General features: G+C 43.8%; 24 protein-coding genes and 2 riboswitches. Of the genes, 12 read left to right on the forward strand and 12 right to left on the reverse strand.

All coding sequences use genetic code 11. The features are described 5' to 3' along the window. Positions 1-9: 9 nt before the first annotated feature. Positions 10-88: riboswitch (cyclic di-GMP riboswitch) on the reverse strand. A 164-nt stretch (positions 89-252) separates the two neighbouring features. After that, positions 253-331: riboswitch (cyclic di-GMP riboswitch) on the reverse strand. Positions 332-409: 78 nt separating this feature from the next. The 4 genes from ACZ5PT_RS18655 to ACZ5PT_RS18670 all read right to left on the reverse strand — a co-directional run bounded on the left by ACZ5PT_RS18655 (position 410) and on the right by ACZ5PT_RS18670 (position 2,882). Further along, the gene (locus ACZ5PT_RS18655) at positions 410-1,000 is read right to left on the reverse strand and encodes a Maf family protein (protein ID WP_464264522.1); all 591 of its coding nucleotides are present in this window, start codon (positions 998-1,000) and stop codon (positions 410-412) included. Between the two features lie 34 nt (positions 1,001-1,034). Beyond that, on the reverse strand, positions 1,035-1,421 hold the full coding sequence (locus ACZ5PT_RS18660) for a hypothetical protein (RefSeq protein ID WP_464264523.1): 387 nt from the start codon (positions 1,419-1,421) through the stop codon (positions 1,035-1,037). A 70-nt stretch (positions 1,422-1,491) separates the two neighbouring features. Then, a complete protein-coding gene (locus ACZ5PT_RS18665; protein ID WP_464264524.1) occupies positions 1,492-2,505 on the reverse strand; it encodes a helix-turn-helix transcriptional regulator in 1,014 nt (337 codons plus the stop codon). After that, entirely contained in the window at positions 2,502-2,882 is a 381-nt protein-coding gene (locus tag ACZ5PT_RS18670) for a nucleotide pyrophosphohydrolase (RefSeq protein WP_464264525.1), read from the reverse strand. Before ACZ5PT_RS18670 ends, ACZ5PT_RS18665 begins: the two co-directional genes overlap by 4 nt. A gap of 170 nt (positions 2,883-3,052) precedes the next feature. Here ACZ5PT_RS18670 and ACZ5PT_RS18675 point away from each other — a divergent pair, with 170 nt between their 5' ends. Beyond that, positions 3,053-3,526 carry an FKBP-type peptidyl-prolyl cis-trans isomerase gene (locus ACZ5PT_RS18675; protein ID WP_464264526.1) on the forward strand — a complete coding sequence of 158 codons (474 nt, stop codon included), beginning with the start codon at positions 3,053-3,055 and terminating at the stop codon, positions 3,524-3,526. Positions 3,527-3,584: 58 nt separating this feature from the next. Here ACZ5PT_RS18675 and ACZ5PT_RS18680 read toward each other — a convergent pair whose 3' ends face one another. Continuing rightward, the gene (locus ACZ5PT_RS18680; protein WP_464264527.1) at positions 3,585-4,010 is read right to left on the reverse strand and encodes a hypothetical protein; all 426 of its coding nucleotides are present in this window, start codon (positions 4,008-4,010) and stop codon (positions 3,585-3,587) included. An 890-nt stretch (positions 4,011-4,900) separates the two neighbouring features. Here ACZ5PT_RS18680 and ACZ5PT_RS18685 point away from each other — a divergent pair. The 4 genes from ACZ5PT_RS18685 to ACZ5PT_RS18700 all read left to right on the forward strand — a co-directional run bounded on the left by ACZ5PT_RS18685 (position 4,901) and on the right by ACZ5PT_RS18700 (position 6,792). After that, entirely contained in the window at positions 4,901-5,062 is a 162-nt protein-coding gene (locus tag ACZ5PT_RS18685) for a hypothetical protein (protein WP_464264528.1), read from the forward strand. Positions 5,063-5,188: 126 nt separating this feature from the next. Further along, positions 5,189-5,662, forward strand: coding sequence for a hypothetical protein (locus ACZ5PT_RS18690; RefSeq protein WP_464264529.1), 474 nt, complete (start codon positions 5,189-5,191; stop codon positions 5,660-5,662). Positions 5,663-6,094: 432 nt separating this feature from the next. Then, positions 6,095-6,430, forward strand: a complete 336-nt coding sequence (locus tag ACZ5PT_RS18695; RefSeq protein ID WP_464264530.1) for a hypothetical protein — start codon at positions 6,095-6,097, stop codon at positions 6,428-6,430. After that, positions 6,427-6,792 carry a hypothetical protein gene (locus ACZ5PT_RS18700; RefSeq protein ID WP_464264531.1) on the forward strand — a complete coding sequence of 122 codons (366 nt, stop codon included), beginning with the start codon at positions 6,427-6,429 and terminating at the stop codon, positions 6,790-6,792. The genes ACZ5PT_RS18695 and ACZ5PT_RS18700 overlap by 4 nt, the downstream gene beginning before the upstream one ends. Before the next feature lie 62 nt (positions 6,793-6,854). Here ACZ5PT_RS18700 and ACZ5PT_RS18705 read toward each other — a convergent pair whose 3' ends face one another. Beyond that, positions 6,855-7,130 (reverse strand): hypothetical protein, encoded by a 276-nt coding sequence (locus ACZ5PT_RS18705; protein ID WP_464264532.1) that lies wholly within the window; start codon positions 7,128-7,130, stop codon positions 6,855-6,857. A gap of 312 nt (positions 7,131-7,442) precedes the next feature. Here ACZ5PT_RS18705 and ACZ5PT_RS18710 point away from each other — a divergent pair, with 312 nt between their 5' ends. From ACZ5PT_RS18710 to ACZ5PT_RS18740, 7 genes are all read left to right on the forward strand, one after another. After that, positions 7,443-8,120 (forward strand): recombinase family protein, encoded by a 678-nt coding sequence (locus ACZ5PT_RS18710; protein WP_464264533.1) that lies wholly within the window; start codon positions 7,443-7,445, stop codon positions 8,118-8,120. Positions 8,121-8,364: 244 nt separating this feature from the next. After that, on the forward strand, positions 8,365-8,769 hold the full coding sequence (locus ACZ5PT_RS18715) for a hypothetical protein (RefSeq protein ID WP_464264534.1): 405 nt from the start codon (positions 8,365-8,367) through the stop codon (positions 8,767-8,769). A gap of 613 nt (positions 8,770-9,382) precedes the next feature. Beyond that, the gene (locus ACZ5PT_RS18720; RefSeq protein ID WP_464264535.1) at positions 9,383-10,054 is read left to right on the forward strand and encodes a hypothetical protein; all 672 of its coding nucleotides are present in this window, start codon (positions 9,383-9,385) and stop codon (positions 10,052-10,054) included. Between the two features lie 18 nt (positions 10,055-10,072). Further along, positions 10,073-10,330, forward strand: coding sequence for a hypothetical protein (locus tag ACZ5PT_RS18725; RefSeq protein WP_464264536.1), 258 nt, complete (start codon positions 10,073-10,075; stop codon positions 10,328-10,330). 382 nt (positions 10,331-10,712) lie between these two features. Beyond that, on the forward strand, positions 10,713-10,937 hold the full coding sequence (locus tag ACZ5PT_RS18730; protein ID WP_464264537.1) for a hypothetical protein: 225 nt from the start codon (positions 10,713-10,715) through the stop codon (positions 10,935-10,937). Positions 10,938-11,444: 507 nt separating this feature from the next. Next, on the forward strand, positions 11,445-11,786 hold the full coding sequence (locus ACZ5PT_RS18735; protein WP_464264538.1) for a hypothetical protein: 342 nt from the start codon (positions 11,445-11,447) through the stop codon (positions 11,784-11,786). 521 nt (positions 11,787-12,307) lie between these two features. Next, positions 12,308-12,715, forward strand: coding sequence for a response regulator (locus ACZ5PT_RS18740; protein ID WP_464264539.1), 408 nt, complete (start codon positions 12,308-12,310; stop codon positions 12,713-12,715). Positions 12,716-12,802: 87 nt separating this feature from the next. Here ACZ5PT_RS18740 and ACZ5PT_RS18745 read toward each other — a convergent pair whose 3' ends face one another. The 6 genes from ACZ5PT_RS18745 to feoB all read right to left on the reverse strand — a co-directional run bounded on the left by ACZ5PT_RS18745 (position 12,803) and on the right by feoB (position 21,424). Next, on the reverse strand, positions 12,803-14,035 hold the full coding sequence (locus tag ACZ5PT_RS18745) for a tyrosine-type recombinase/integrase (protein ID WP_464264540.1): 1,233 nt from the start codon (positions 14,033-14,035) through the stop codon (positions 12,803-12,805). 151 nt (positions 14,036-14,186) lie between these two features. Further along, entirely contained in the window at positions 14,187-15,746 is a 1,560-nt protein-coding gene (guaA, locus tag ACZ5PT_RS18750; protein WP_464264541.1) for a glutamine-hydrolyzing GMP synthase, read from the reverse strand. A 4-nt stretch (positions 15,747-15,750) separates the two neighbouring features. Further along, positions 15,751-17,220 carry an IMP dehydrogenase gene (guaB, locus tag ACZ5PT_RS18755; protein WP_464264542.1) on the reverse strand — a complete coding sequence of 490 codons (1,470 nt, stop codon included), beginning with the start codon at positions 17,218-17,220 and terminating at the stop codon, positions 15,751-15,753. A gap of 145 nt (positions 17,221-17,365) precedes the next feature. Further along, positions 17,366-18,461 (reverse strand): peptide chain release factor 2 gene (gene prfB, locus ACZ5PT_RS18760; protein ID WP_464264543.1). Its coding sequence is split into 2 segments (ribosomal slippage): positions 17,366-18,391 and positions 18,393-18,461, totalling 1,095 coding nucleotides; the frame shifts between segments, so codons are not numbered across the junction. 159 nt (positions 18,462-18,620) lie between these two features. Further along, on the reverse strand, positions 18,621-19,283 hold the full coding sequence (locus ACZ5PT_RS18765; RefSeq protein ID WP_464264544.1) for a metal-dependent transcriptional regulator: 663 nt from the start codon (positions 19,281-19,283) through the stop codon (positions 18,621-18,623). Between the two features lie 182 nt (positions 19,284-19,465). Beyond that, entirely contained in the window at positions 19,466-21,424 is a 1,959-nt protein-coding gene (gene feoB / locus ACZ5PT_RS18770) for a ferrous iron transport protein B (RefSeq protein ID WP_464264545.1), read from the reverse strand. Positions 21,425-21,454 lie beyond the last annotated feature (30 nt).

A 21,454-nucleotide genomic window follows, 5' to 3' on the forward strand; every position in this document is an offset into this window, starting at 1 on the left:
TGCATTCTCTTCGGCAACCCGGCTGTCCTAAAATTGAGGACCCGTGGCTTTGCGTCACCAGATTTCTCTGATTTTGCCGTTTCGGAGATAACTTTTCTTATCACTATTTTATAGCTAACAAGTTCCCTCTAGAAACTGCCTTAAAACGTTCGTAATTATACCACAGTAACAACAAAGGCGCTCACCCCGTTGCCGAGGTGAGCGCCTTTTTCTACCAGATCAGTCAGGTCGGAAGAAATGCACTGCATCCACTTCGGCAACCCGGCTGCCCTAAAATTGAGGACCCGTGGCTTTGCGTCACCAGATTTCTCTGGTTTTGCCCTTTCGGTTGATAGCTATATAGCTACTATATTTATCCACAGTAGCGCTGACGAAAACAAAAGTCAAGGCCTATTAGTTCCGATTAATCCTATACCCCTTCAAAAATCCCGACTCCGCTTTGCTCTAACATCCCCACCAACCTAATTAATGGCAGCCCAATCAGAGAATTATAGTCCTCACCAGCCATTTTTTCCATCAGTGCAATTCCTAACCCTTCGATCTTAAATGAACCAGCACAATCCATCGGTTTTTCCCGCTCTAGATAGTTCCAAATCTGTTGATCAGAGAGCTGCCGAAAGGTTACAGAAAAAGGAACGGAATCAATCAGAGCTTCTCCTGTACAACTATCGAGCAACGCCAGTCCGGTAAAAAAGGTGTGGCTTTTACCGTTCATCTTGCGCAATTGATCGAATGCCGTCTGCATATCTCCCGGCTTGCCAATTGCCATACCTTGTTGATCGACAAAAACCTGATCCGAACCGATAATCAAGGCATCGGTATAGACATCGGCCAGACTTTGAGCTTTCCCCAAGGCCAGCTGACGAACCAGCAAAGAGGGGGCAACCTGCGGATCAATAATCTCTTCATAATCGGGTGCGACGGCGACAAAGGGGAGTTGCAACTGCTGCAACAATTTTTGCCGATAGGGACTAGTCGAGGCCAAGATAATTTCGCGCATATCCACCTGTATCATTTGTAACCGCTGCCAAGCGTCAGAATCGTTCAGTCCACCGGCAGGGGCTGTTACTTTTAAAGTTTAAAAAACTGGGTTCACTTGCCTGTGTTGATCCAGCCGGAGATAAAGCGGCAACGGAAACAAAAACCTTCTCCACAGCATCCAGTAGCTGCTCTTTGAGTAAACCCTCGTCAACGGTAACGGCAAAGCTTTCGACTTGACCATCATCGGTCCATAACGGCAAAATCTGTACATACGAAGAACGACCGAGGTGAACCTCACCCCAGAGCTCCAACTGCCCGTCACCAAGCAGTCCACTCACCACCCCGTGAGTCCCGTTGCCGATCTGTTGCAGAGCAATATCACGGATATCAAAATAGATACTACCTTCTTCGGTACCAGACATGGGAGCTAACCAGATCATTGAATCCTCCTGTGTAAGTTTCCTGTTAGCTCCATCATAGCCATCTCAGTGTCAGTTTATGTCACACTACTTATGAGCCCTCCTGAAAAGCCAAGCCGCCCGTCAGACCGTCAACAAACTGATCCCGCAGCGATTCCGGTCCCAACACCCGCACATGCGGAACAAAAGAATAAATCCAGGAGAGGATTTCCTTGTCTCCGGCGGCATCAAAGCGTAACAGCAGAGATCCGTCAGATACCTTCTCAAGCTGCTGCTGCGGGTGCCAGACCCGTTCTTTAATCAGATGGGCAATCTCTTTATCGAACAACAGCTCAACCTGCTGTGTTGCTCCATCATCGATCAAACCGAAAGCGGCACCGGTTAAAGCAGCGGCAGAGTAATCCTCAGGCACTTCAAAACGCTCCGGCAACAGTTCCAGACTTTCTATCCGCTCGATAGCAAACAGCCGCAACGCTTGTCGATTATGCGCATAACCGCCCAAATAGAGAGCATTTTTAAAGAACAGCAGGGTGTAGGGATCAATACGATAACTAGCACGCTGACGTTTGGCCGGTCGATACTGAAGATTACAGCTCTGCTGCTTAAGCAGGGCCTGACGTAAATCCTTAAGCAACTGATGCTGCCCCGAATAATCCTTAAAACCAAGAAAGCGTGGCGATGACGCCTCGGCCAAACGTTCGAGATGGGCAACACTGCGCGGCGGCATACTAGAGCGGATCCGGGCGAAGATCGCCGCCAAGTCATCCTGAAATGGCGTCCCTTTGAGAAATTCCAATTGACCGCGACAAAGATAGAGGGTCATCAGCTCTTCAAGGGAAAAAGTAACCGGCGGAATTTTACTGTACCCGGTGATAAAGCTATAGAGGACCTGACCATCATCCTGCCGCTCACTGATCAGCGGATATCCCGCCTCGGTGATCGCCTGCAGGTCACGATAGACGGTACGCCGCGTCACCTGGCACTCATCAACCAACTCCTCGACGGTCGCCCCGTAACGCGCTTCGAGGATGCGGATCATATCGTGCAACCGTGCCGCCTGACTGTATTTTTTGGCTGCTCGCCCCGGCTTGCGTTGCTCGCTCACTTGGCACCGTCCTTGGCTTGATAGTAGGTATATTTATGCGCCTTGCCACGCACCTGATCCTGCGGGTATTTGCGTTCGTTTTTAGCCATTTTTGCCAGCACCGTGTCCGCCAGATCAATTTGCAGAGTGTTGGCCATCGACAAACAATAGAGAACGATATCGGCGAGCTCTTCACCAACCTCCTGCAGGGGTTCGGCATCAAGCTGGGATGATTGTTCGGTACTCAACCATTGAAAGTGTTCCATCAATTCTGCGGCCTCAATAGAAATCGACATCGACAGATTTTTCGGGCTATGGAACTGTTCCCAATCCCGCTCACGCACAAAAGTCGCCATCCGTTCTTTCAAATCATGCAGAGTTACCTGCTCGTCGGCCATGCATTTCTCCATCAGGTAAAAGAATAATTGCGCACAGTATAGGCGTTGCGGCGGCGAAAAAAAAGCCACAGTCGACAGATAAGACAATTGAGCCTTTTTTTGTTTCTGCACCTGTGCTAGAACCGGGACAGATGCACTATCGCTATAACGAACACGGAAGGAACAATAAGATGGCACAAGCGAAAAAGGGTGACAAAGTCACCATCAACTTTACCGGCAAACTCGAAGACGGTTCGATCATCGACACTACTTACCCCGATGCCGAAGGGCACGAGTGCAGCGGAGACGAGTGTGAGCATGAGCACGGCCCGATGGAGTTAGTTCTCGGCGAAGAAGACTTTTTCATTCCGATCGAAGAAGCATTGGTCGGCATGGCACCTGGCGAGAAGAAAACTTTGACCATCAGCCCGGACGATGCCTTCGGCGACTACGATCCGGAGAATGTTTTCAGCGTACCGCGCAGCGAGTTTCCCGACGACATCAATCCCGAAGTAGGACAAGGGCTGGAAGTTGCGGGAGAAGATGATATCGAGTACATGGTCACTGTCGTTGAAGTGACCGAAGAGGCTGTCAGCCTCGACACCAATCACCCACTGGCCGGGGAAGATCTGACCTACGAGTTTGAACTGGTTGAGATTTTATAGTCAATTATAGCGACTGTAATACCATTAAAAGCCGTTGGTGAATTCCGACGGCTTTTTTTCAATCACGTTGCTCCTGCCAATAAGCAGCCCACGCCAATTTCGCCCGTGCGAAGCTGAAGTCTTCCGGCAAGCGGCAGACACACCCCTCATGCGCAAGAGTTTCTTCGTTTGGAATCAAAGTCAGACACTGACAAGGGCGCTCTTGTACAGACAGCCGACAACCGTCCCGAAGCCGGAAAGAACAGCCATCAAAAACCGATGCCGGGGCCGGAATCGGCACACCTCTCTTTTCCCACAACACCAGCCCGAGGTGTGGCAACCTCTCCCTCAGCTCGTCAAGAGATAGCGCTCGACCGGCAAAAAAAATATTGAAAAAACGTCGCGGATCGACCCAAAGTCCCGGACTCCCATTGCAGCAACGCCCTCCACACTCACGGCAGAGCTTCGGGTTAAGGGCAATTTCAGCGGCCAAATCAGTGTGCATATTTTGCGGATGGTCCTCTTCTGTCGACAAAAAAAGCCGTCAGAGATCTCTGACGGCTTTTTACTTTCAATCCGATATCAACAGGGCCACAAGCCCTATTCCCACTCAATAATCTACGACTAATCCAAAGCCTATATACTCTTGTTTTTATTAGCATTATATCGTGTCGCTTTTCGCCTTTGTAACTACTTTGTAACACACCGACTTATGTGCATTCAATAAAACCCAATTGATTACCTACACACGACGCCATTGTAACAAACTTTGTATATCCTTTCATTTATTATTTTTCCCTAATCATTATCTATAATTGCGCTCACTTACGCCTAACACACCACTACCCGTTCCCGTAAATCCTTTGGCATCAAGGTTTTACAAGTAGTAAGTCAAGGGGTCGTGAACTTCTTATAAATAATATTAGACGGAGCAAGTTAGAGACAACGAGACGCCGCCTAATAAAATATGAGAGGTAAGTATATGAGAGTGAACCGCAGTGCGTATGTGAAGTTCAAAGCAACACCAAATGAGAGAGAAAAAATTATCAGCATAGGCAAGCTACTAAACCACAAATCAACAGCCGACCTATTACTATCTGCATTAGTTGAATATGTTGAAAAGCATTCAAGTATCGATGTTTCAGAACTAAAAGAAGATAGACGAACTAATTACGGAAGATAAAATTAGGGCCTGCCCGACAAGAACAGACTCTACAAAACGAACAATGAGTATAATCAAAGGAAGGTGAAACCAATGACTATAGAATTATTTATAAGAACTTTAGTTTGACGCTGGCACAAACCAGATGTGAAAGCTCAATTATTATTCAATTATATTAGAAGTGAGATACATACTATTAGAACAGCCATCAAAGATAAGGAGAACTACAACCTATGAATATTGAAGAAGTAAAGACGATGGAAAAGGAAATTACATCACTGCCAGACGAAATCAGAATGGTGAAGCAAGATATCAATCGAGTAGCAAGAGAAACAGCATACCACCAAGCAAGATGTTACTATTTGATATGTATGATTGAAGGCAATAGTGATTGAAGAATAAAAAAAGGGTATTAGCAATAGACTAATACCCCCTCAAGGAGTCTCACAAATAAATGCAAGGCAAAGTCTACTTGTATTTATATTGTAATGCCTCCAATAACCTAAATTGGAGAAAGGAAATTGTTAGACAAAAAAGATACTATACTTAATGAATTACACGAAACAATCAAAAACCAACCAGAAAGAAGCCCAACATCATACCTGGCTAAAACAACACCGCCACCAGCTCAACCAGTAAGAACCCATACCAAGACAAGGGCAAAGACAAAAGAACCAGCTAGGAGCCATATCAGGAAATCAGAACAGGGTGTATATAGAATGATAAACCCTGAAATACTCTTTAGGCTCTGTCAAGGTGGTTTCACATCAAGTGAACATCAAGTAATAAACTATATCCTTTGGAATATAACCGCCGACAAAAAGAGAAGTTTTATCAACGTGAAGAGAAAGACAATCCAAGACAGAACTGGTTTATCTAAATCACAGGTTCATAAAGTCATTCACAGCCTACTGAAAAGAAACATCATTATTGATAGTAGTAGTGAGTTGCGGCAGTGTTATTCATTCAACTCTGATTATGAACAATGGCTATAAAGTGGTCAATTTGGTTTCCTGTGAGAACCCTAAAGTTTCCTGTGGGAAACGTTTGGTTTCCTGTGAGAACCTTCTGGTTTCCTGTGAGAAACTTTCAATGGTATAAATGTTGACGTATTTCCATTTCATATCAAGGGATACAGACAATAAATCTCAAGTAGATAAATGAACTTGTTTTGAATGAACTTGATTGAAGGAACTTATATGAAAGAACCCATAGGGGCGTGAGAACTAACGTTCTCTATTCAAGGTCGATAATCACCCTCCCCCTGAATAGCCCCCTGAACTTGAACCTGAATATTATAATTTATGTTAGATTTAAAATAACATGTAAATGAAAAGGAGCTAACCATTGTAGTTGTGAATTTATTGACATAACGCTTTACGGTGGTAAGGTTTAAAATTTTCAGACTTAATAAACGGAGGGGAATAATGACACCCAACGAAACAGACAGAAAAACAATAATGACACTAATTCATGAAGGTAAAATTTTTTCACCAGACGGCCTAAGGAAGAAGATTGAATCTGTAAACAGCTTAAAGCATATTAAACTTGAATTAACAACTAATATTGGTGAGAAGGGTTCCATTCCATTCGTATTGAACTACAATTTTGACAGTTCTGATGGATACTTTATAAACCTAGTAAAGGAAAACATACAGAACGCCGACATTAACGGTTCAACCCTGAATATAAGAAACAGTGATGAGTATCATAATTTATTAAAGGTTCTAGGCTTATATATAGATAAAATGGGCGAATCGTGAAAACATCAATCATCTGTCTTGCTACTATTCTAATTTTCATATCAGGATGTGCAGACCTTAAAAGGTCTCAAATTGTCAGTATGAACAAAGAACAATTATGCCACACATACTCAATCAATAATGATAATACTGTAAGGGCTAGACTTAAGCTGTTATACGCCTTGACTGTAAAGGAATGGAAACAGGTAGATTCAGGAAAGGTTAATATTGGAACATCAGAACTGGCACTGCAGTGTATTTTTGGCAAACCTAAAAAAGTAAATTCCACTACAAATAAATATGGCACACATAAGCAGTGGGTATACCACAATAATGTTTATATATACACAGAGGATGGAAAAGTAACAAGCTGGCAAAATTAATATTATTAACAAACTAAGCATAAATTTAAAGAATGGTGAAGTTAGACCAACAATACTTATTACTACCATCTTTCGTTTCCACCAGTATACTTTCCAGTTCTTTCATTACATCTCAAGAATGTTTCCTTATCCATCTTGAAATGATTTGGTAATTTTTGTTTCAGATGTATGAACAGGGCTCCACGAATGACCCTTTGTAATGTATTATCGTCGCGATCCTGTTTTTCATTCATCTGCGATAGTCGTTGAAGCCAATACAGCATTTCTTCATCAATGTTCACCTTGATTTGTTTCTTCTTCCGTAAGTCTCTATATTCATCTAAAATGTATCTTGCCATTATCGTTCCTCTCTCTGGTTAGGTCGGCCCTTATAATCTATATTTAGTATCTTTTCTGACTCCTTCAATTATTACCTTCTGTATAACCACCTCTTACTCAGTCATTCTTTTTTATTAGAATTACTGCCAGAATTGCAACTTGGTATGATTTAAAACTTGGCATAGTTATTGTCTGGCAAGTTCATGCCAGCCCTATACCTCTAAGAGTGATTTTTATAATTATACTTCTTGGCATAACTACTTACTGAGCGTTACATTTACATAAAGGTTCAAATTGAAAACGTAACAAACCATTTGAGAGGGGTAACCACCATGAAAAACTTTGTATCTTATTTGCGTGTTAGCACCACAAAACAAGGTGTGAATGGTCTTGGCATTGAAGGGCAAAGGCAATCTATTGAAACTTACTTGAATGGTGGTGATTGGAACATCTTGAAGGAGTTTGTAGAAGTAGAGAGTGGCAAGAAGAACGACCGTAAGGAATTACAGAAAGCTATTAACTTCTGTCGCAATACCTCTTCTACCCTTATTATTTCCAAATTAGATAGATTGAGTAGAAATGTCGCTTTTGTTTCTTCCTTGATGGAAAGTAAGATTGACTTTGTTTGTTGTGATATGCCAGATGCAAATAGATTAACCATACATATCATTGCCGCACTGGCCGAATGGGAAAGAGAACAGATATCAATTAGAACAAAAGCAGCATTGAAAGTATTGAAATCTAAAGGTGTAAAGCTTGGTAATGATAACTTGACACAGGAAGATAGATTGAATGGTTCTAAATCTTCATCTATTAGTCGTTCAAAAACATCTACTGATTTTGCATTGACTATGTATGGCATCATCAAAGTAAAACGGGATGAAGGTCTTTCACTTCGTGGTATCTGTCAATTCTTGAATGATGAAGGTTATAGAACCTCAAGAAAAGGTGAATGGAAACCTAACACCGTCAAACGAGTTATTGAAAAGGTTGAAAATATAAACTGTTGAAATGAAATCAATGTAAGTGTAAATTACTTGAAACCTTCGGGTTACCCCCTCTTCTGTATCCCCCCCCTCTTTACCCTGATACAGAAGAGGGGGTTCTGTCTGTCTGGTTCCCTCTGCAAGAGACACTAACCCCACTACCCACACCTTACCTACCCAGATTTCACTTTGACTTCGTGTGAGACAATGCTAATATTCATTTTTAACGATTTCCAACAATCCATAAACCATTGATAGAGGGGTAATTATGAAGAAGAAGAGTTATAAAACTGCCAGTGAGTTCTACAAATTAGGTAGAGACTATAGTGAAAACCATTTTGGTGGCATATTAGGTGAATACTTACTGACTTCACTAAAGGATAGTATAGAGTTTATGGTGAAGGTTGATGTAAGTAAGGCATCAAGGGAGCTATTGATCTACATTGTTGGTATGCCAGCACTGTTCAAGCAAGAACCACAACTTGTCATTGATTTCCTCGCAAACCTAAACAGTGTTAAAGATGTTGCTTACGAAGCCGACCGTAAAGAAACCTTCACTGTCTATACAAAAGAATGGAACGATTTTATAGAAGAAGATATATTCAATAAGACCACACAAACACATTTACGTAGTGTGATGAAGAAAGAAAAGAAGAAATACGGTATCGAATAACACAACCAACACACAAACACCGGAAAGGTAAGTGATTTCATGTGCTTACCTTTCTTTTTGCCTACGGTTCTAATCTTTACTTTCATTCAAGCTCGCTAATATTGCGCTTGACACGAATGATTACAGATACTTACTCCCTGCCAAGTCATTTCTACTTCATTAGTTCCACAACACTCAATAACAACCCGTCAAGAATACCCCCTACAATCAACCAGATCACTTGAACCCTACCCTACCATTACCCACTTGAATAAAACGATGCCTGGGGGTGGTTACTTTCTCCATTTCACCAATACCAATCCATACACCACCCCCCCCCCATTACCCATCCATACACCACCAACATTATCAAACGAGTTGAAATAACAATTTGAGGTAAGCTGACATAAGAACCTTCTCCCTATAGACTAAGGTTTATAAACCGCCGGGGGTAAATTATAAGTATATAAGCACAAAAACCATACCATCTTTACTTCCAAATCACTTATCAATTTGCTTGGTAGGTGATTTTTTTATTTCTACAACAAATTAATTATCAATTTGTTCATATAAAGCTATGAACTTTTATAAATACTCTTTGAACGTAATAAAAACGACTTGGAGTAATAGCAACATGAAAAGCTTGAAGGAACAATTTACAGAGTTGAAACGAAAGGAACAATGGAAAGACCTGCCAATAGAAAACAAGCTTGAAGAGTTCATTTATCTTTATGAAGGTGTTCAACCATTATTGAAAGGAATGGATTTGTCAATTTTGTTAGAACGAAAGTTTTTGTCTCTATTTCGTAATGACAAAAAAAATCAAAAGGGTGATGATAGATCCGCAATCAAATTACTATCAAAGATAATAAAAAGGAAATTATCATCAAAAGAAATTTCAAAAACCCTTTCATTATCGGCAGCAGAGTTGTTAGTGATTGCATCTATTACCAGTAAAGACAAATCTTTGAAGAAATTGTATCACAACAAAGCCCTTATGATTATGACAATTGGAATGAAGAATGAAGAATTACAACTTTCCGAAGCATTGAAAATCGTGGTTCCAGAACGTTTTGAGGGTGAAGAGTTCGCCCAAATAATCGTAGACAAATTGAACAACATTCAATCTCAACAGACAGAAGACCAACAATACAGGTCTCTTGATGAACTTTATGCAAAGATTACAGATGCAATTGAAGACCCTAAAACAGAAACTACACAAATGGAATTAGACATACTTGTGCATTTTCAACTGCAAGTTAGTAGTAAATTGCACCATATAGAAGGAAGACCAACAAAATTATAATAATGGAGTAATATTAAATTGAATAAACAACAAGCACATATAGTTTCAACCCTACTTGAATGGAAGATTGATGTAGAAGGATTGAACCAATTGAAGGAAGTAAAAGGCGAACTTGAGACGGCAGAAGGTCTTGAATATCTAAAAATGATTTATGATGTTCTTGGTCTTGAACGTGTATTCAAGGAATTATCATTAGAAGAACCTACGTTTGAGAAAGACAAAGAACTAACTGAAAGTGTAAAGAAGATTGATAAGTCAATGTTTAGGTGGCTGTGATGATGTTATTCAAGACGATATATAAAATGTTTGAAAGTTCAACCGGTGAAGAATGGTCAGCACAGATAGTTGCAACTTCTCCACAAGAGGTAAGAGAATATCTTGAAAAGAACTACGGTGAGCTAACATACTTTCGTATAGACAATAGAACCAATATAGACCTGATTGTTCCATCTATAGAGAGATCACATTATTTGAAATATAAACGGTTGAATGATGACAAGTGAAATGGAAAGAATAACCATTAGTATTGATGCCAAACAAAATCAACTATTGAATAATTTTGCCAATGAAAGGAACATCTCTAAATCAAGGTTGGTTCGTGAAATATTCAACAACTATTTCCTTGTAGAGTTCCTTACCATTGAAGGGCAGGTGAAGATTGAAGAAGGTTAGTTTCTATCTTGATGATAAACAAATAAGAATACTTGAAGATATTGCCCAACTTGAGGATAAACCTTTTCAAGAAGTATCAAAACGATTATTCATTACTGGAATAACAACCTTTCACCCACTCCTTGAACTAATCATCAATGAGAATAGAGAATATGAGATAAGGGAAGGTAAGTTTATTCTTACCGATTGGAATAATGCGAAAAAGAATTAGTTTCAAGAAACCAGACATACAAAAGTTGACATACAATAAATTGATTTATGGTTTCTATCAATTGTATAAAAGTAATTCTTGTAATCTACACAATGATAACCTTGTATATATCATTGACTATTTCCATCAACAGGAATTGACTGGCAAGATAAACGATTGTGAATTATACATTTCTATGCTGACTGAAAGAGGTTTTCAAGATAGTAATGATGTGATTGATTTTGTGATTGAAGATAGTAATATTATCAGTTGGGCAGAGTGTTAATTTCATAAATACATATGAAGAGACAAGGGAGGTCAAAATCCCTTTCTAATCAACTCCTGATAAGTTAGTCTTTGTTTTTGATATCACTTCTCTTGTCTCTTCTGTTGATACATCCATTCAACGCCTCAAATCCTAAACCACCTTGATTAATTTCAGGGTGGTTTCTTTTTGTTCAACTATAGACAACCAAAGACCACCATTCTTTTATAAATACAATGAAGAACGAACAACAAGGGGAAAGAATGAATATATTCAAGAAACGAATTCAAAAACCTTATGTGCCATATCAAGTAGTTCCAATGCCGGGAAACTATCATACAATTTCAGAGATATTACTTGAATTGCTACACAAAGACTATGAACCAATACACTCAAATACAGACGATTCTTTTTTCATATTTCAACACAAGGAGCTAAGCACAATGGAACAAAACAACATTGATACAGAACAAGAACATTACAAGGTAATATCACTACCAACAAGTGTAGACAAGATTGCCATAGTTCTAAATGAAGGATTTGCTCAAGGCTATAGAGTGGTAGTAATGAACGATTACTCTTGTGTGATGGAACTCATGAAATGAAAGAAAAAGTAAACAACAGATATGTTATTCGGTTTACTGATTTACAGATTGAAATGATTGAAACATTGAAGAATAAACATTATGTAAACATTCAGAAATATATTAGGGGCTGTATTGAGAAATATTACAAGGAAAAAGAAGGATAATGGCAAAGTATAACAAGCTGACCATATCAATAACCGAGCAAGAAAGAGATTTAGTGAACGAATTGAAGAGAAGGAACTATAACTTCCATAAATTATTCAAATTGTTCTTGAATGAGGCAATAGAAAACTCAAGTGATTTTGAAGATATCACTCTTGAATGTAAGGGTGGTGATGACTTATCTAATCTCACCCCCTGAACAGACAACAGACAGACAACCAATAGAAAACCCCTGTATCAATCCTACAAGGGGTTTTCTTGTTCTGATACAGGGGTTTCCCTCCCAACCGATAACGTTTGACACAGAAGTGTTAATTAGATAGATATATGGGAGGGAGTATCATAAGAGTATCATAGGAGTATCATAGGAGTATCAAATGAAAATAACAAACCAGAACCAGATCATCAAAAAAGCCCTTGTGATTGATGATGATAGTTCAGTTCGTCAAACACTCAAAGAAATCCTCCCTGATTACGGATATGAGGTTGACACATTTGAGAATCCAGTTTGTTTCTTGAACATAAGAAACACAAACCAATGCCCCGAAGACAAACCTTGTTGTGATATTCTAATCGTTGACAATGAAATGCCCGAAATGACTGGTGTAGATTTTCTCAATCGCTTGGATGAAATGAAATGTAAAATCCCACCAGACCACAAAACAATTTATTCGGGGAATATTGAACCTAATGATTGTAAAAAAGTTAGTCAGATAGGATGTAAGGTCTTCCACAAACCCCATTTTGATAAACTTATTCGTTGGATTCAATCAATGGATAAATAACCCACGTATCACACAAACACGTTCTGATATAGGAGTTACCCTGTCAAATAGCAAGAACGTTTGCCACAGACCAAGCCAGACACATCATCAATGCTCCCTAATACCATCTTTATCAAAGTGGAAGTTTTTCATTGCTACAGACTTCGCTATTTCTTCATTCAAGTGACCATAATGATTATCTATGAATGTTGTTCCAGTTCCAGCCAACATTCCAACTTGAGTTGCTGTTGCCCCCGCCAAAAGTCGGCAAGTAATTCCGAAATGCCTTAGTGAATACCAAGATATTTTATCTTCCTTATAGTTAATATGAACCATTTCCATTAGTTCGTGCCAGTAACCATAAAACTTTTTCTTTGGGAAACGTTCACTACCACTTACTCCACAAAAAATATAATCATTAGGCTCAGTATGGATAGAATGTTTCTTCAATCTTTCTACATACTCACCCCCTCTAACCGTTATAGTTCTTTCTTTTCTTACCTTAGAGGTTTCTGCTCTAACCTTGACGGTCACTAATTTGTGTTTATAACCGATATCATCTACTATATCTTCAAACTTGATAACGTCTTTCCAACGCAATTGCCACAACTCCCCCACCCTGAGCATTGAGTTAGAGGCTATCAGAATGCAATCACGTATCATAAAACGTTCATTTCTCAATACCTCATCATTGCTACAACTCTTTTTACTAATCCATAAACGCATTTTTCTTACTAATTCGTCATATTGTTCAAGAGTAAATACACCTCGTCTACTATCTTCATTGCTTCTAACTCTCAATACTCTGAACTCAAAGAAGTTGAAATGTGAGAACCCTTTACGATAAGCCCACTTTATCATATGGTTTAGTGTTGCCTGTTCATTTCTTATCGTAACATCCTTTACACCTTCTCTATGTGACCTACACCACCTTGCATACTCATAACAACTTTCATTGTCAAGCTCTGATACTTTTGTGTTCTCGCCCTTATATCTCAAGAAGTGTTTCAGTTGAGATTTGATAGTAGTCAATCTACCTGCTGTTATAGTATCGTCTATAACATCTTCACTTCTATATAAAACATATTCGTTTACTAACTCATTTAAAATTATGCCAAATATCTTTCTTCCTGACTTCATATCTGAATAGATTTCAAATATTTTTTCTTCAGCTCGCTTGAATGCTGTATCTAAATCTTTTGTTTTTAGACTCTTACGAACGTATTTTCTTTCTGTAGGTATCCATATTCTAACTTGCCACACGTCACCTGATTGTGTGGTTCTGATTATTGTTCCTTTACCACCCATTACTGAATGACTTACTTCAATGAAACTACTCACAAAACTACTCCATTCTCATTGTTTTCAATAATATCAGTAACTTTGTAGATTTCTTTGTAACCATAAAACAAAAAGCCCTTGAAAATCAAGGGCCTTTGTAAGTTCTTTGTAACTGAGTATGTATGTTATTTCAATAGGTTACGCCTATTTCCTATTCCCACTCGATAGTCGCTGGCGGTTTGCTGGAAATATCGTAGGTGACGCGATTGATGCCTTTGACCTCGTTGATAATCCGACCGCTAATCCGCGCCAGATCTTCGTAAGGCATCGGGTACCAGCCAGCAGTCATAAAATCCTTGGTTTCAACCGCACGCAAGGCGACGACATATTCGTAGGTCCGACCATCGCCCATAACGCCGACTGACTTGACCGGCAAAAAGACGGCGAAGGCCTGACTGATTTTGTGGTAGTGCCCGCTCTCGTAGAGTTCTTCAATATAAATAGCATCGGCGCGGCGGAGGATTTCGCAGTACTCTTCCTTGACCTCACCGAGAATCCGCACTCCCAAACCGGGGCCGGGAAACGGATGCCGCCAAACCATCTGATGAGGCAGGCCGAGTTCTTCGCCGACGGTGCGCACTTCATCTTTAAACAGTTCACGCAGCGGCTCAAGCAGTTCCAGCTTCATGTAGTCAGGCAGACCGCCGACATTGTGGTGACTCTTGATGTTATGTGCCTTGCCGGTTTTCGCTCCGGCCGACTCGATAACATCCGGGTAGATGGTTCCCTGCGCCAGCCACTTGGCATTTTCGATTTTGTTTGATTCTTCCTCAAAAATATCGACAAACAGGCCACCTATGATCTTGCGTTTCTTTTCCGGATCGGCTTCACCGGCCAGTCCGTCGTAAAACCGCTGCTGGGCATTAACACGAGTAATCTTGACCCCCATGTTGCTGGCAAAAGTAGCCATCACCTGATCGCCCTCATTGAGTCGCAATAGACCGTTATCGACAAAGACACAGTGTAGCTGGTCACCGATTGCGCGGTGGATCAGCGCTGCGGCCACCGAAGAATCGACGCCGCCGGAAAGACCGAGAATCACCTGATCGCTGCCAACCTGCTGCTTGATTCGAGCGACGGCATCTTCGATGATCTTGCCCGGAGTCCAGTTGCCGTTACAATTGCAGATTTCACGCACGAAGGTATTCAGCAACACATCACCACGCGGGGTGTGATTGACTTCGGGATGAAACTGCACGCCATAAAGGTTGCGCGCAACATTCTGAATACCACAGACTGGAGCGTTGGCGGTTTTGGCAATCATCTCAAAACCTTGTGGCATGGTTTCAACATGGTCGCCGTGGCTCATCCAGACCGGACTTTTACCTTCAACGAAAAAACCGTTAAACAGCGGACCTGGGTTGCCAACCGCGAGCAGCTCGGCATGACCGTATTCTCGCTTGCCGGCAGCAATCACCTCACCACCGAAGTGGCGGCTCATCAGCTGCATCCCGTAACAGATACCGAGCACTGGAATACCGAGTTCAAACAGCTCCTCTTCGATCTGCGGGGCACCCTCTTCATAAACCGACTTTGGTCCACCGGAGAGGATAATCCCGTTGGGATTGAAGGCCTTGATTTCAGCCAGTCCCATATCATGGGGGTGCAGTTCGCAATAAACATGCGACTCGCGTACCCGACGAGCGATCAATTGTGTGTACTGGGAACCAAAATCGAGAATCAAAATTTTTTCATTGTGAAGATCACTCATCAGGCTAGTTTCCTCTTTCCATGCGGTAGTTGGGAGCTTCCTGAGTGATGGTGACATCATGCACGTGGGATTCGCGTAAACCGGCGTTGGTAATCCGTACGAACTGGCTGTCCTGTTGCAATTCCTTGATCGTCCGGCAACCGGTATAACCCATGCCGGAGCGCAGGCCACCCATCAATTGATGGATATTATCAGACAGTGGGCCACGGAAAGGAACGCGTCCCTCAATCCCTTCGGGAACCAGCTTGACGTCAGCTTCATCTGCCTGGAAGTAGCGATCCTTACTGCCCTGCTTCATAGCTCCAAGGCTACCCATACCACGGTAAGACTTATAGGTCCGCCCCTGATAAAGGATGGTCTCGCCAGGTGACTCTTCGGTGCCGGCGAACAGCGAACCGATCATGATGATGTCGGCACCAGCTGCGATCGCCTTCGGCAGGTCGCCGGAGAACTTGATACCCCCATCGGCAATCAGCGGGATACCGGCTGCGTGGGTGACCTTGGCAACACTCTGAATAGCGGTGATCTGCGGCACGCCGACCCCGGCAACCACGCGAGTGGTACAAATTGATCCTGGACCGATACCAACCTTAACAGCATCCACGCCAGCGTCGATCAAAGCCTTGGCTGCGGCACCGGTGGCGATATTTCCAGCCATCAATTGCAAGGCTGGATATTGCTGACGAAGTTTGGCAATGGCATCGATAACCCCCTGCGAATGGCCATGAGCGGTATCGACCACCAACAGGTCAACCCCGGCAGCGACCAGAGCTGCAGTCCGTTCGTCCAGATCAGCACCAACCCCCACAGCAGCACCGACCCGCAAACGACCCAACTCATCCTTGCAGGCACTTGGATATTTGCGAACCTTCTCAATATCCTTGATGGTGATCAGTCCCTTAAGGGCAAAGTCGTCATCAACCACCAGCAATTTTTCAATACGATGCTTATGCAGGTGAAACTTGGCTTCTTCAAGGGTCGTTCCGGGAGGAACGGTGACCAGCTTGTCTTTGGTCATGACGTTGGAGATCGGTTGATCGAGATTGGTTTCAAAACGCAGATCGCGGTTGGTCATGATACCAACCAGCAGGCCGTTTTTGGTCACCGGCACACCGGAGATGCGATATTTTTTCATCACCGCCAGCGCTTCATAAATCTTCTGATCCGGGCCCATGGTGATCGGGTCGACAATCATGCCGCTCTCCGATTTTTTCACCTGGTCGACCTCGGTCGCCTGCTCAGTCGGAGACATATTCTTGTGGAGAATCCCCAGTCCACCTTCGCGGGCCATACAGATCGCCGTACGAGATTCGGTCACCGTATCCATCGCCGCCGAAAGCAGCGGAATATTCAGCGTGATCGATGCGGTCAACTTGGTGGTCAGATCGACCTCTTTGGGAAGGACCTGCGAATGGGCAGGAACCAGCAAGACATCATCAAATGTCAGGCCAACGGGAATCTCGGAATCTTGCATCGATCAGCTCCTTTTGTGCGGGGGATTTTTAACCGGTGAAATTAGCTGAATTACCCTCGCGAGTCAAGCATTTACGGCGCTTCTATGCATATAAAAAACGTCGTAAAAATGGGACATCGTTCTAAAGCAATCCACTCGGACAAATCTACTTTCCTTGTAGCAGGTAGGCCTCTATAAAACCTTCTAGATCGCCATCGAGAACGGCATCGGTATTGCCAACTTCGTGGCTGGTGCGATGATCTTTGACCATTCGGTACGGATGCAGGACGTAAGAACGGATCTGGCTCCCCCAACCGATCTCTTTTTTATCTTCGGAAAAAGCCGCTGCTTCTTCCTCTTTCTGGCGGACTTCCAACTCATAAAGGCGAGCCTTGAGCTGCTTCATCGCCGTCGCCCGGTTTTTATGCTGCGACCGCTCATTCTGACAGGAAACAACCACCCCGGACGGGATATGTGTGATCCGAATCGCCGAGTCGGTCTTGTTGATATGCTGACCACCGGCACCACTGGCGCGGAAGGTATCGACCCTAAGATCCTTGTCCTCGATCTCGACCTCGATCGAGTCATCCAGCTCTGGAAAGACAAACACCGAGCAGAAAGAGGTATGCCGCCGGGCACTGGCGTCGTAAGGAGAAATCCGGACCAGACGGTGGATACCGTTTTCGGCACGCAGATAGCCGTAGGCATATTCACCCTCGACGGTAAAGGTCGCGCTCTTGATACCCGCTTCATCGGCAGGCAGATATTCGGTCAACTCGGTCTTAAACCCCTTGCGCTCGCAGTAGCGCAGGTACATACGCAGCACCATATCAGCCCAATCCTGAGCTTCGGTACCACCGGCTCCGGCGTTGATACTCACGGTGGCGTTATTGGCATCATGCTCACCGGAAAGCATCCGCGCGAACTCCATCTTGTCGATCTGTGCCGACAAGTCAGGTAACATGGCGTTGACCTCTTCGAGGGTTTCCTGGTCTTCGCCCTCTTCACCCAACTCGATCAGCAGTAAAATATCTTCAATCTGCTGGTTGGCCGAATCGCAATTTTCAACAATTTTCTGCAACGAGGTCCGCTCTTTGAGCAGATCCTGTGCTTGCTCGCCACGATTCCAGAATTCCGGCCGAGCAATTTCCGCCTCTAATTCTAAAACCCGCTCCTTCTTGCCAGGGACGTCAAAGATACCTCCATAATTCCTGGAGTTTTTCCTGTAATTCTTTAACGCTCTCTTTTGGCTCACGGAACATAATGTTTTCTCCTAATTTCATAATGAATGGCCGGGGAGTATAGCGCAAACAGCAGAAGAAATACAGCCCTGCAAACAGTTGGGGCGACCCCGTAGATCGCCCCTGCTAATCTCAAATAAACCAATAAGGGCGATCCAGTGGATCGCCCTTATTGGGAAATCATTTTACCGACCGGCGGATATGTATCTCGCGGGCCAGATTATCATCGACCGCAAACTGAGAATGTCCGACCTTGAAGATATAGCTGGGAAAGGTCTGCACCAAGTTCAGCTCACTGCCCGGCAACACCCCCATGCTCATAAGTTTCTGCATCTTTTTGCCGTCACTGGCCGCCAGATAGGCAATCTCCCCCGCTTCACCCGATTTCAGCTCGGTCAACGGAACAATCCCCGGCGAGCCTTTTTGCCGCGCTTCTTCACAACAGGTTCCGGGGGGAATCGGCTTGCCGTGCGGGCAGGTGGTCGGATGATTGAGCAGGGTACAGATTTTGGTATCGACGCCCTGATGCAGCAGGTGCTCAAAAGCACAGGCCTGCTCGTTTCCTTCGTCGCCTTGGATATCGAGAATGTCCATCATCAAACGTTCCGCCAATCGATGCCGGCGCACTGTCATCTGCGCCTCGGCACGCCCTTCTTTACGCAAGTAAAGACGATCACCTTTAACTTCGATGTATGCCCGTTTGACTAATTCAACGATGCCGAGCTGCAGCTCTTCTGCGGGCAGCCCGCAATCACTCAGCAGACAACCAACGTCATCCCCTTCAACAGTGACAATCCACAAAGACTCGAGTATTTCTTCCGCACTTGGCGTTATTTTATTCATCGTTTAATCCTTGTCAGCAGATTTATGCAGAAACCTGCGCAGCAACTTTCCAGGTGCGGGGTTAGCGTAACCGCAATGAGGACAATGTATCTTGCGACAGCCACCGCGGCAACTCCCGCAGCTGTTTTTTTCCTCACCGGGGCCAAGTTCTTCAGAAATCTCTTTACCGCAGAATCCGCAAATCACAGTAATAATCCGGTCGCCAGTAAAAACTTATTGAGAGCCCAACCGCTGGCAAATGCACAAACCGAAACGAAGACAAAAATCAGCAAAGAAACCTTGAAACCACGTTCCTTTTTCATCATCAAAAATTGCGCAACGCAAGGGACAAACAAGGTCAGAGTCACGGCAGCAACCGTCAACTGGGTTGCGGTCAACAAGCCTTTACTTTGCAGGGCATAGAGTCCAGCGGCACCGAAATCACGGCGGAAAAAGCCGAAGACAAACGCCGAAGTCGCTTCGGCAGGGAGTCCGATCGCAAGCACGACCGGCGAAAGAAGATCAATCACCTTTTCCAGCGCGCCCAACATTTTCAATCCCCAGAGGATGAAAGAGGCCAGTAAAAACAGCGGCAGGATCTCCATGAAATAGGACTGCATCCGAGTGAGGGTTTTAACCATCACATTACGCAATTGCGGCAGTCGCATCGGCGGCAGTTCCATGTAAAATACTGGCGGCTCACCCGGCATAATTTTGGCGGAAAGAAAACCGACCAGCAGGAAGATCAGCAGCATAAAGATCAGCCAGACGCTCAATGCTCCCGCGACTGGCGACAGAAGTCCTAGGATAACGCCAAGCTGGGCACTACAAGGGATGGCCAGAGCCAACAGTACCGTGGCAATTATCCGCTCGCGGGTTGTTTCCAGAGTCCGGGTCACCATGGTCGCCATGGTGTCACAGCCAAAACCGAGCACCATCGGAATCACCGCACGCCCCGACAATCCGATCATTTTGAAAACCCGGTCGACCAACATGGCCAAACGCGGAAAATAACCGGTATCTTCGAGCAGGGAAAAAACCAGAAAAAAAGTACCGACAATCGGCAAAACCAGTGCAACGGCATAACGGATACCAAGCGTCCAGAGGCCGTATTCACCGGCTATCAATTCGAATAGCCATTCAGCCTTGACATGTTCGGTGACAAAATCAACCACCACCGGATTTATATAGCCTTCAAACAGGTAGCCCTCGAGAAAATCAACCAAAGTACCGGCACCAAAGCCACCGACAAACTGGTAAAGACCGAAGTAGACCACCAGCAGCAAAATCGGCGCTCCGGCGATGGGATTCATCGTCCAGCGGGATATCTTTTCCGCTAATGGTTCTCTCACTTGCTCTTCCTGGGTAACAACCCCTTCGAGCATCTGTTTACAGACTTTTTTTCGTTCCAGACTGATCTGCAAATGCAGATCGGCCCGCCGTTCAAAAGCGATATAATTGACCACCGAATTCAAGCCGGACAGACTAGCGGAGCTTTCCATTGTCTCGGTCAATGCTTCAATGTCACTATCTTTCTGCATCAACAGCAGACTGGTGGCGCGCTTGCTGAGGCGATACTCCCCTTTTATTTCGGTAATAATTTTTTCAACATCCCGTTCCAGATCATGACCGTAGCTGAAAGTCTTATGCGGGACTGATTTGTAACTGGCAATCGCCTGTTGCACTTCGACCAGACCCTGCCGCCGCCGCATGACGGTCCCGACAACCGGCACGCCAAGGTTCTTTTGCAACAGCTTAAGATCGATATCCATACCGAGACGTTTGGCTTCATCGAGAATATTTACCACCAAAACAACGGGCAACCCGGCCTCTATCAACTGCAGGGTCATCGGCAACATCCGCTCAATATTTCGCGCATCAATCACGTGCAGGACCGCATGCGGGGTTTCATCGAGCAAAATCTGCCGAGCAACGCGTTCCTCTTCGGTGATCGGCATAATCGAATACATGCCGGGGGTGTCGAGAATTTCGTAGCGGTTTCCACCAATGTCACAATGCCCACGCGACACTTCAACAGAAGTGCCGGGATAGTTCGAAACAGTGGTATAGGCACCGGTCAAAACATTAAACAGGAGACTTTTGCCGACATTCGGATTGCCGACCAAAACAACTTTCGGTTGTGGCTGTTGCTGCTCTTCCATAAATCTGCTGACTTTCAAGTAAATGGAATT

It is taken from the genome of Desulfuromusa ferrireducens, assembly GCF_055389805.1.

Coding starts and splice junctions, on each gene's coding strand:
- ACZ5PT_RS18655 (WP_464264522.1), bottom strand. CDS start 1,000: ATGCGCGAAATTATCTTGGCCTCGACTAGTCCCTATCGGCAAAAATTG.
- ACZ5PT_RS18660 (WP_464264523.1), bottom strand. CDS start 1,421: ATGATCTGGTTAGCTCCCATGTCTGGTACCGAAGAAGGTAGTATCTAT.
- ACZ5PT_RS18670 (WP_464264525.1), bottom strand. CDS start 2,882: ATGGCCGACGAGCAGGTAACTCTGCATGATTTGAAAGAACGGATGGCG.
- ACZ5PT_RS18675 (WP_464264526.1), top strand. CDS start 3,053: ATGGCACAAGCGAAAAAGGGTGACAAAGTCACCATCAACTTTACCGGC.
- ACZ5PT_RS18680 (WP_464264527.1), bottom strand. CDS start 4,010: ATGCACACTGATTTGGCCGCTGAAATTGCCCTTAACCCGAAGCTCTGC.
- ACZ5PT_RS18685 (WP_464264528.1), top strand. CDS start 4,901: ATGAATATTGAAGAAGTAAAGACGATGGAAAAGGAAATTACATCACTG.
- ACZ5PT_RS18695 (WP_464264530.1), top strand. CDS start 6,095: ATGACACCCAACGAAACAGACAGAAAAACAATAATGACACTAATTCAT.
- ACZ5PT_RS18705 (WP_464264532.1), bottom strand. CDS start 7,130: ATGGCAAGATACATTTTAGATGAATATAGAGACTTACGGAAGAAGAAA.
- ACZ5PT_RS18710 (WP_464264533.1), top strand. CDS start 7,443: ATGAAAAACTTTGTATCTTATTTGCGTGTTAGCACCACAAAACAAGGT.
- ACZ5PT_RS18715 (WP_464264534.1), top strand. CDS start 8,365: ATGAAGAAGAAGAGTTATAAAACTGCCAGTGAGTTCTACAAATTAGGT.
- ACZ5PT_RS18720 (WP_464264535.1), top strand. CDS start 9,383: ATGAAAAGCTTGAAGGAACAATTTACAGAGTTGAAACGAAAGGAACAA.
- ACZ5PT_RS18735 (WP_464264538.1), top strand. CDS start 11,445: ATGAATATATTCAAGAAACGAATTCAAAAACCTTATGTGCCATATCAA.
- ACZ5PT_RS18740 (WP_464264539.1), top strand. CDS start 12,308: ATGAAAATAACAAACCAGAACCAGATCATCAAAAAAGCCCTTGTGATT.
- guaA (WP_464264541.1), bottom strand. CDS start 15,746: ATGAGTGATCTTCACAATGAAAAAATTTTGATTCTCGATTTTGGTTCC.
- guaB (WP_464264542.1), bottom strand. CDS start 17,220: ATGCAAGATTCCGAGATTCCCGTTGGCCTGACATTTGATGATGTCTTG.
- ACZ5PT_RS18765 (WP_464264544.1), bottom strand. CDS start 19,283: ATGAATAAAATAACGCCAAGTGCGGAAGAAATACTCGAGTCTTTGTGG.
- feoB (WP_464264545.1), bottom strand. CDS start 21,424: ATGGAAGAGCAGCAACAGCCACAACCGAAAGTTGTTTTGGTCGGCAAT.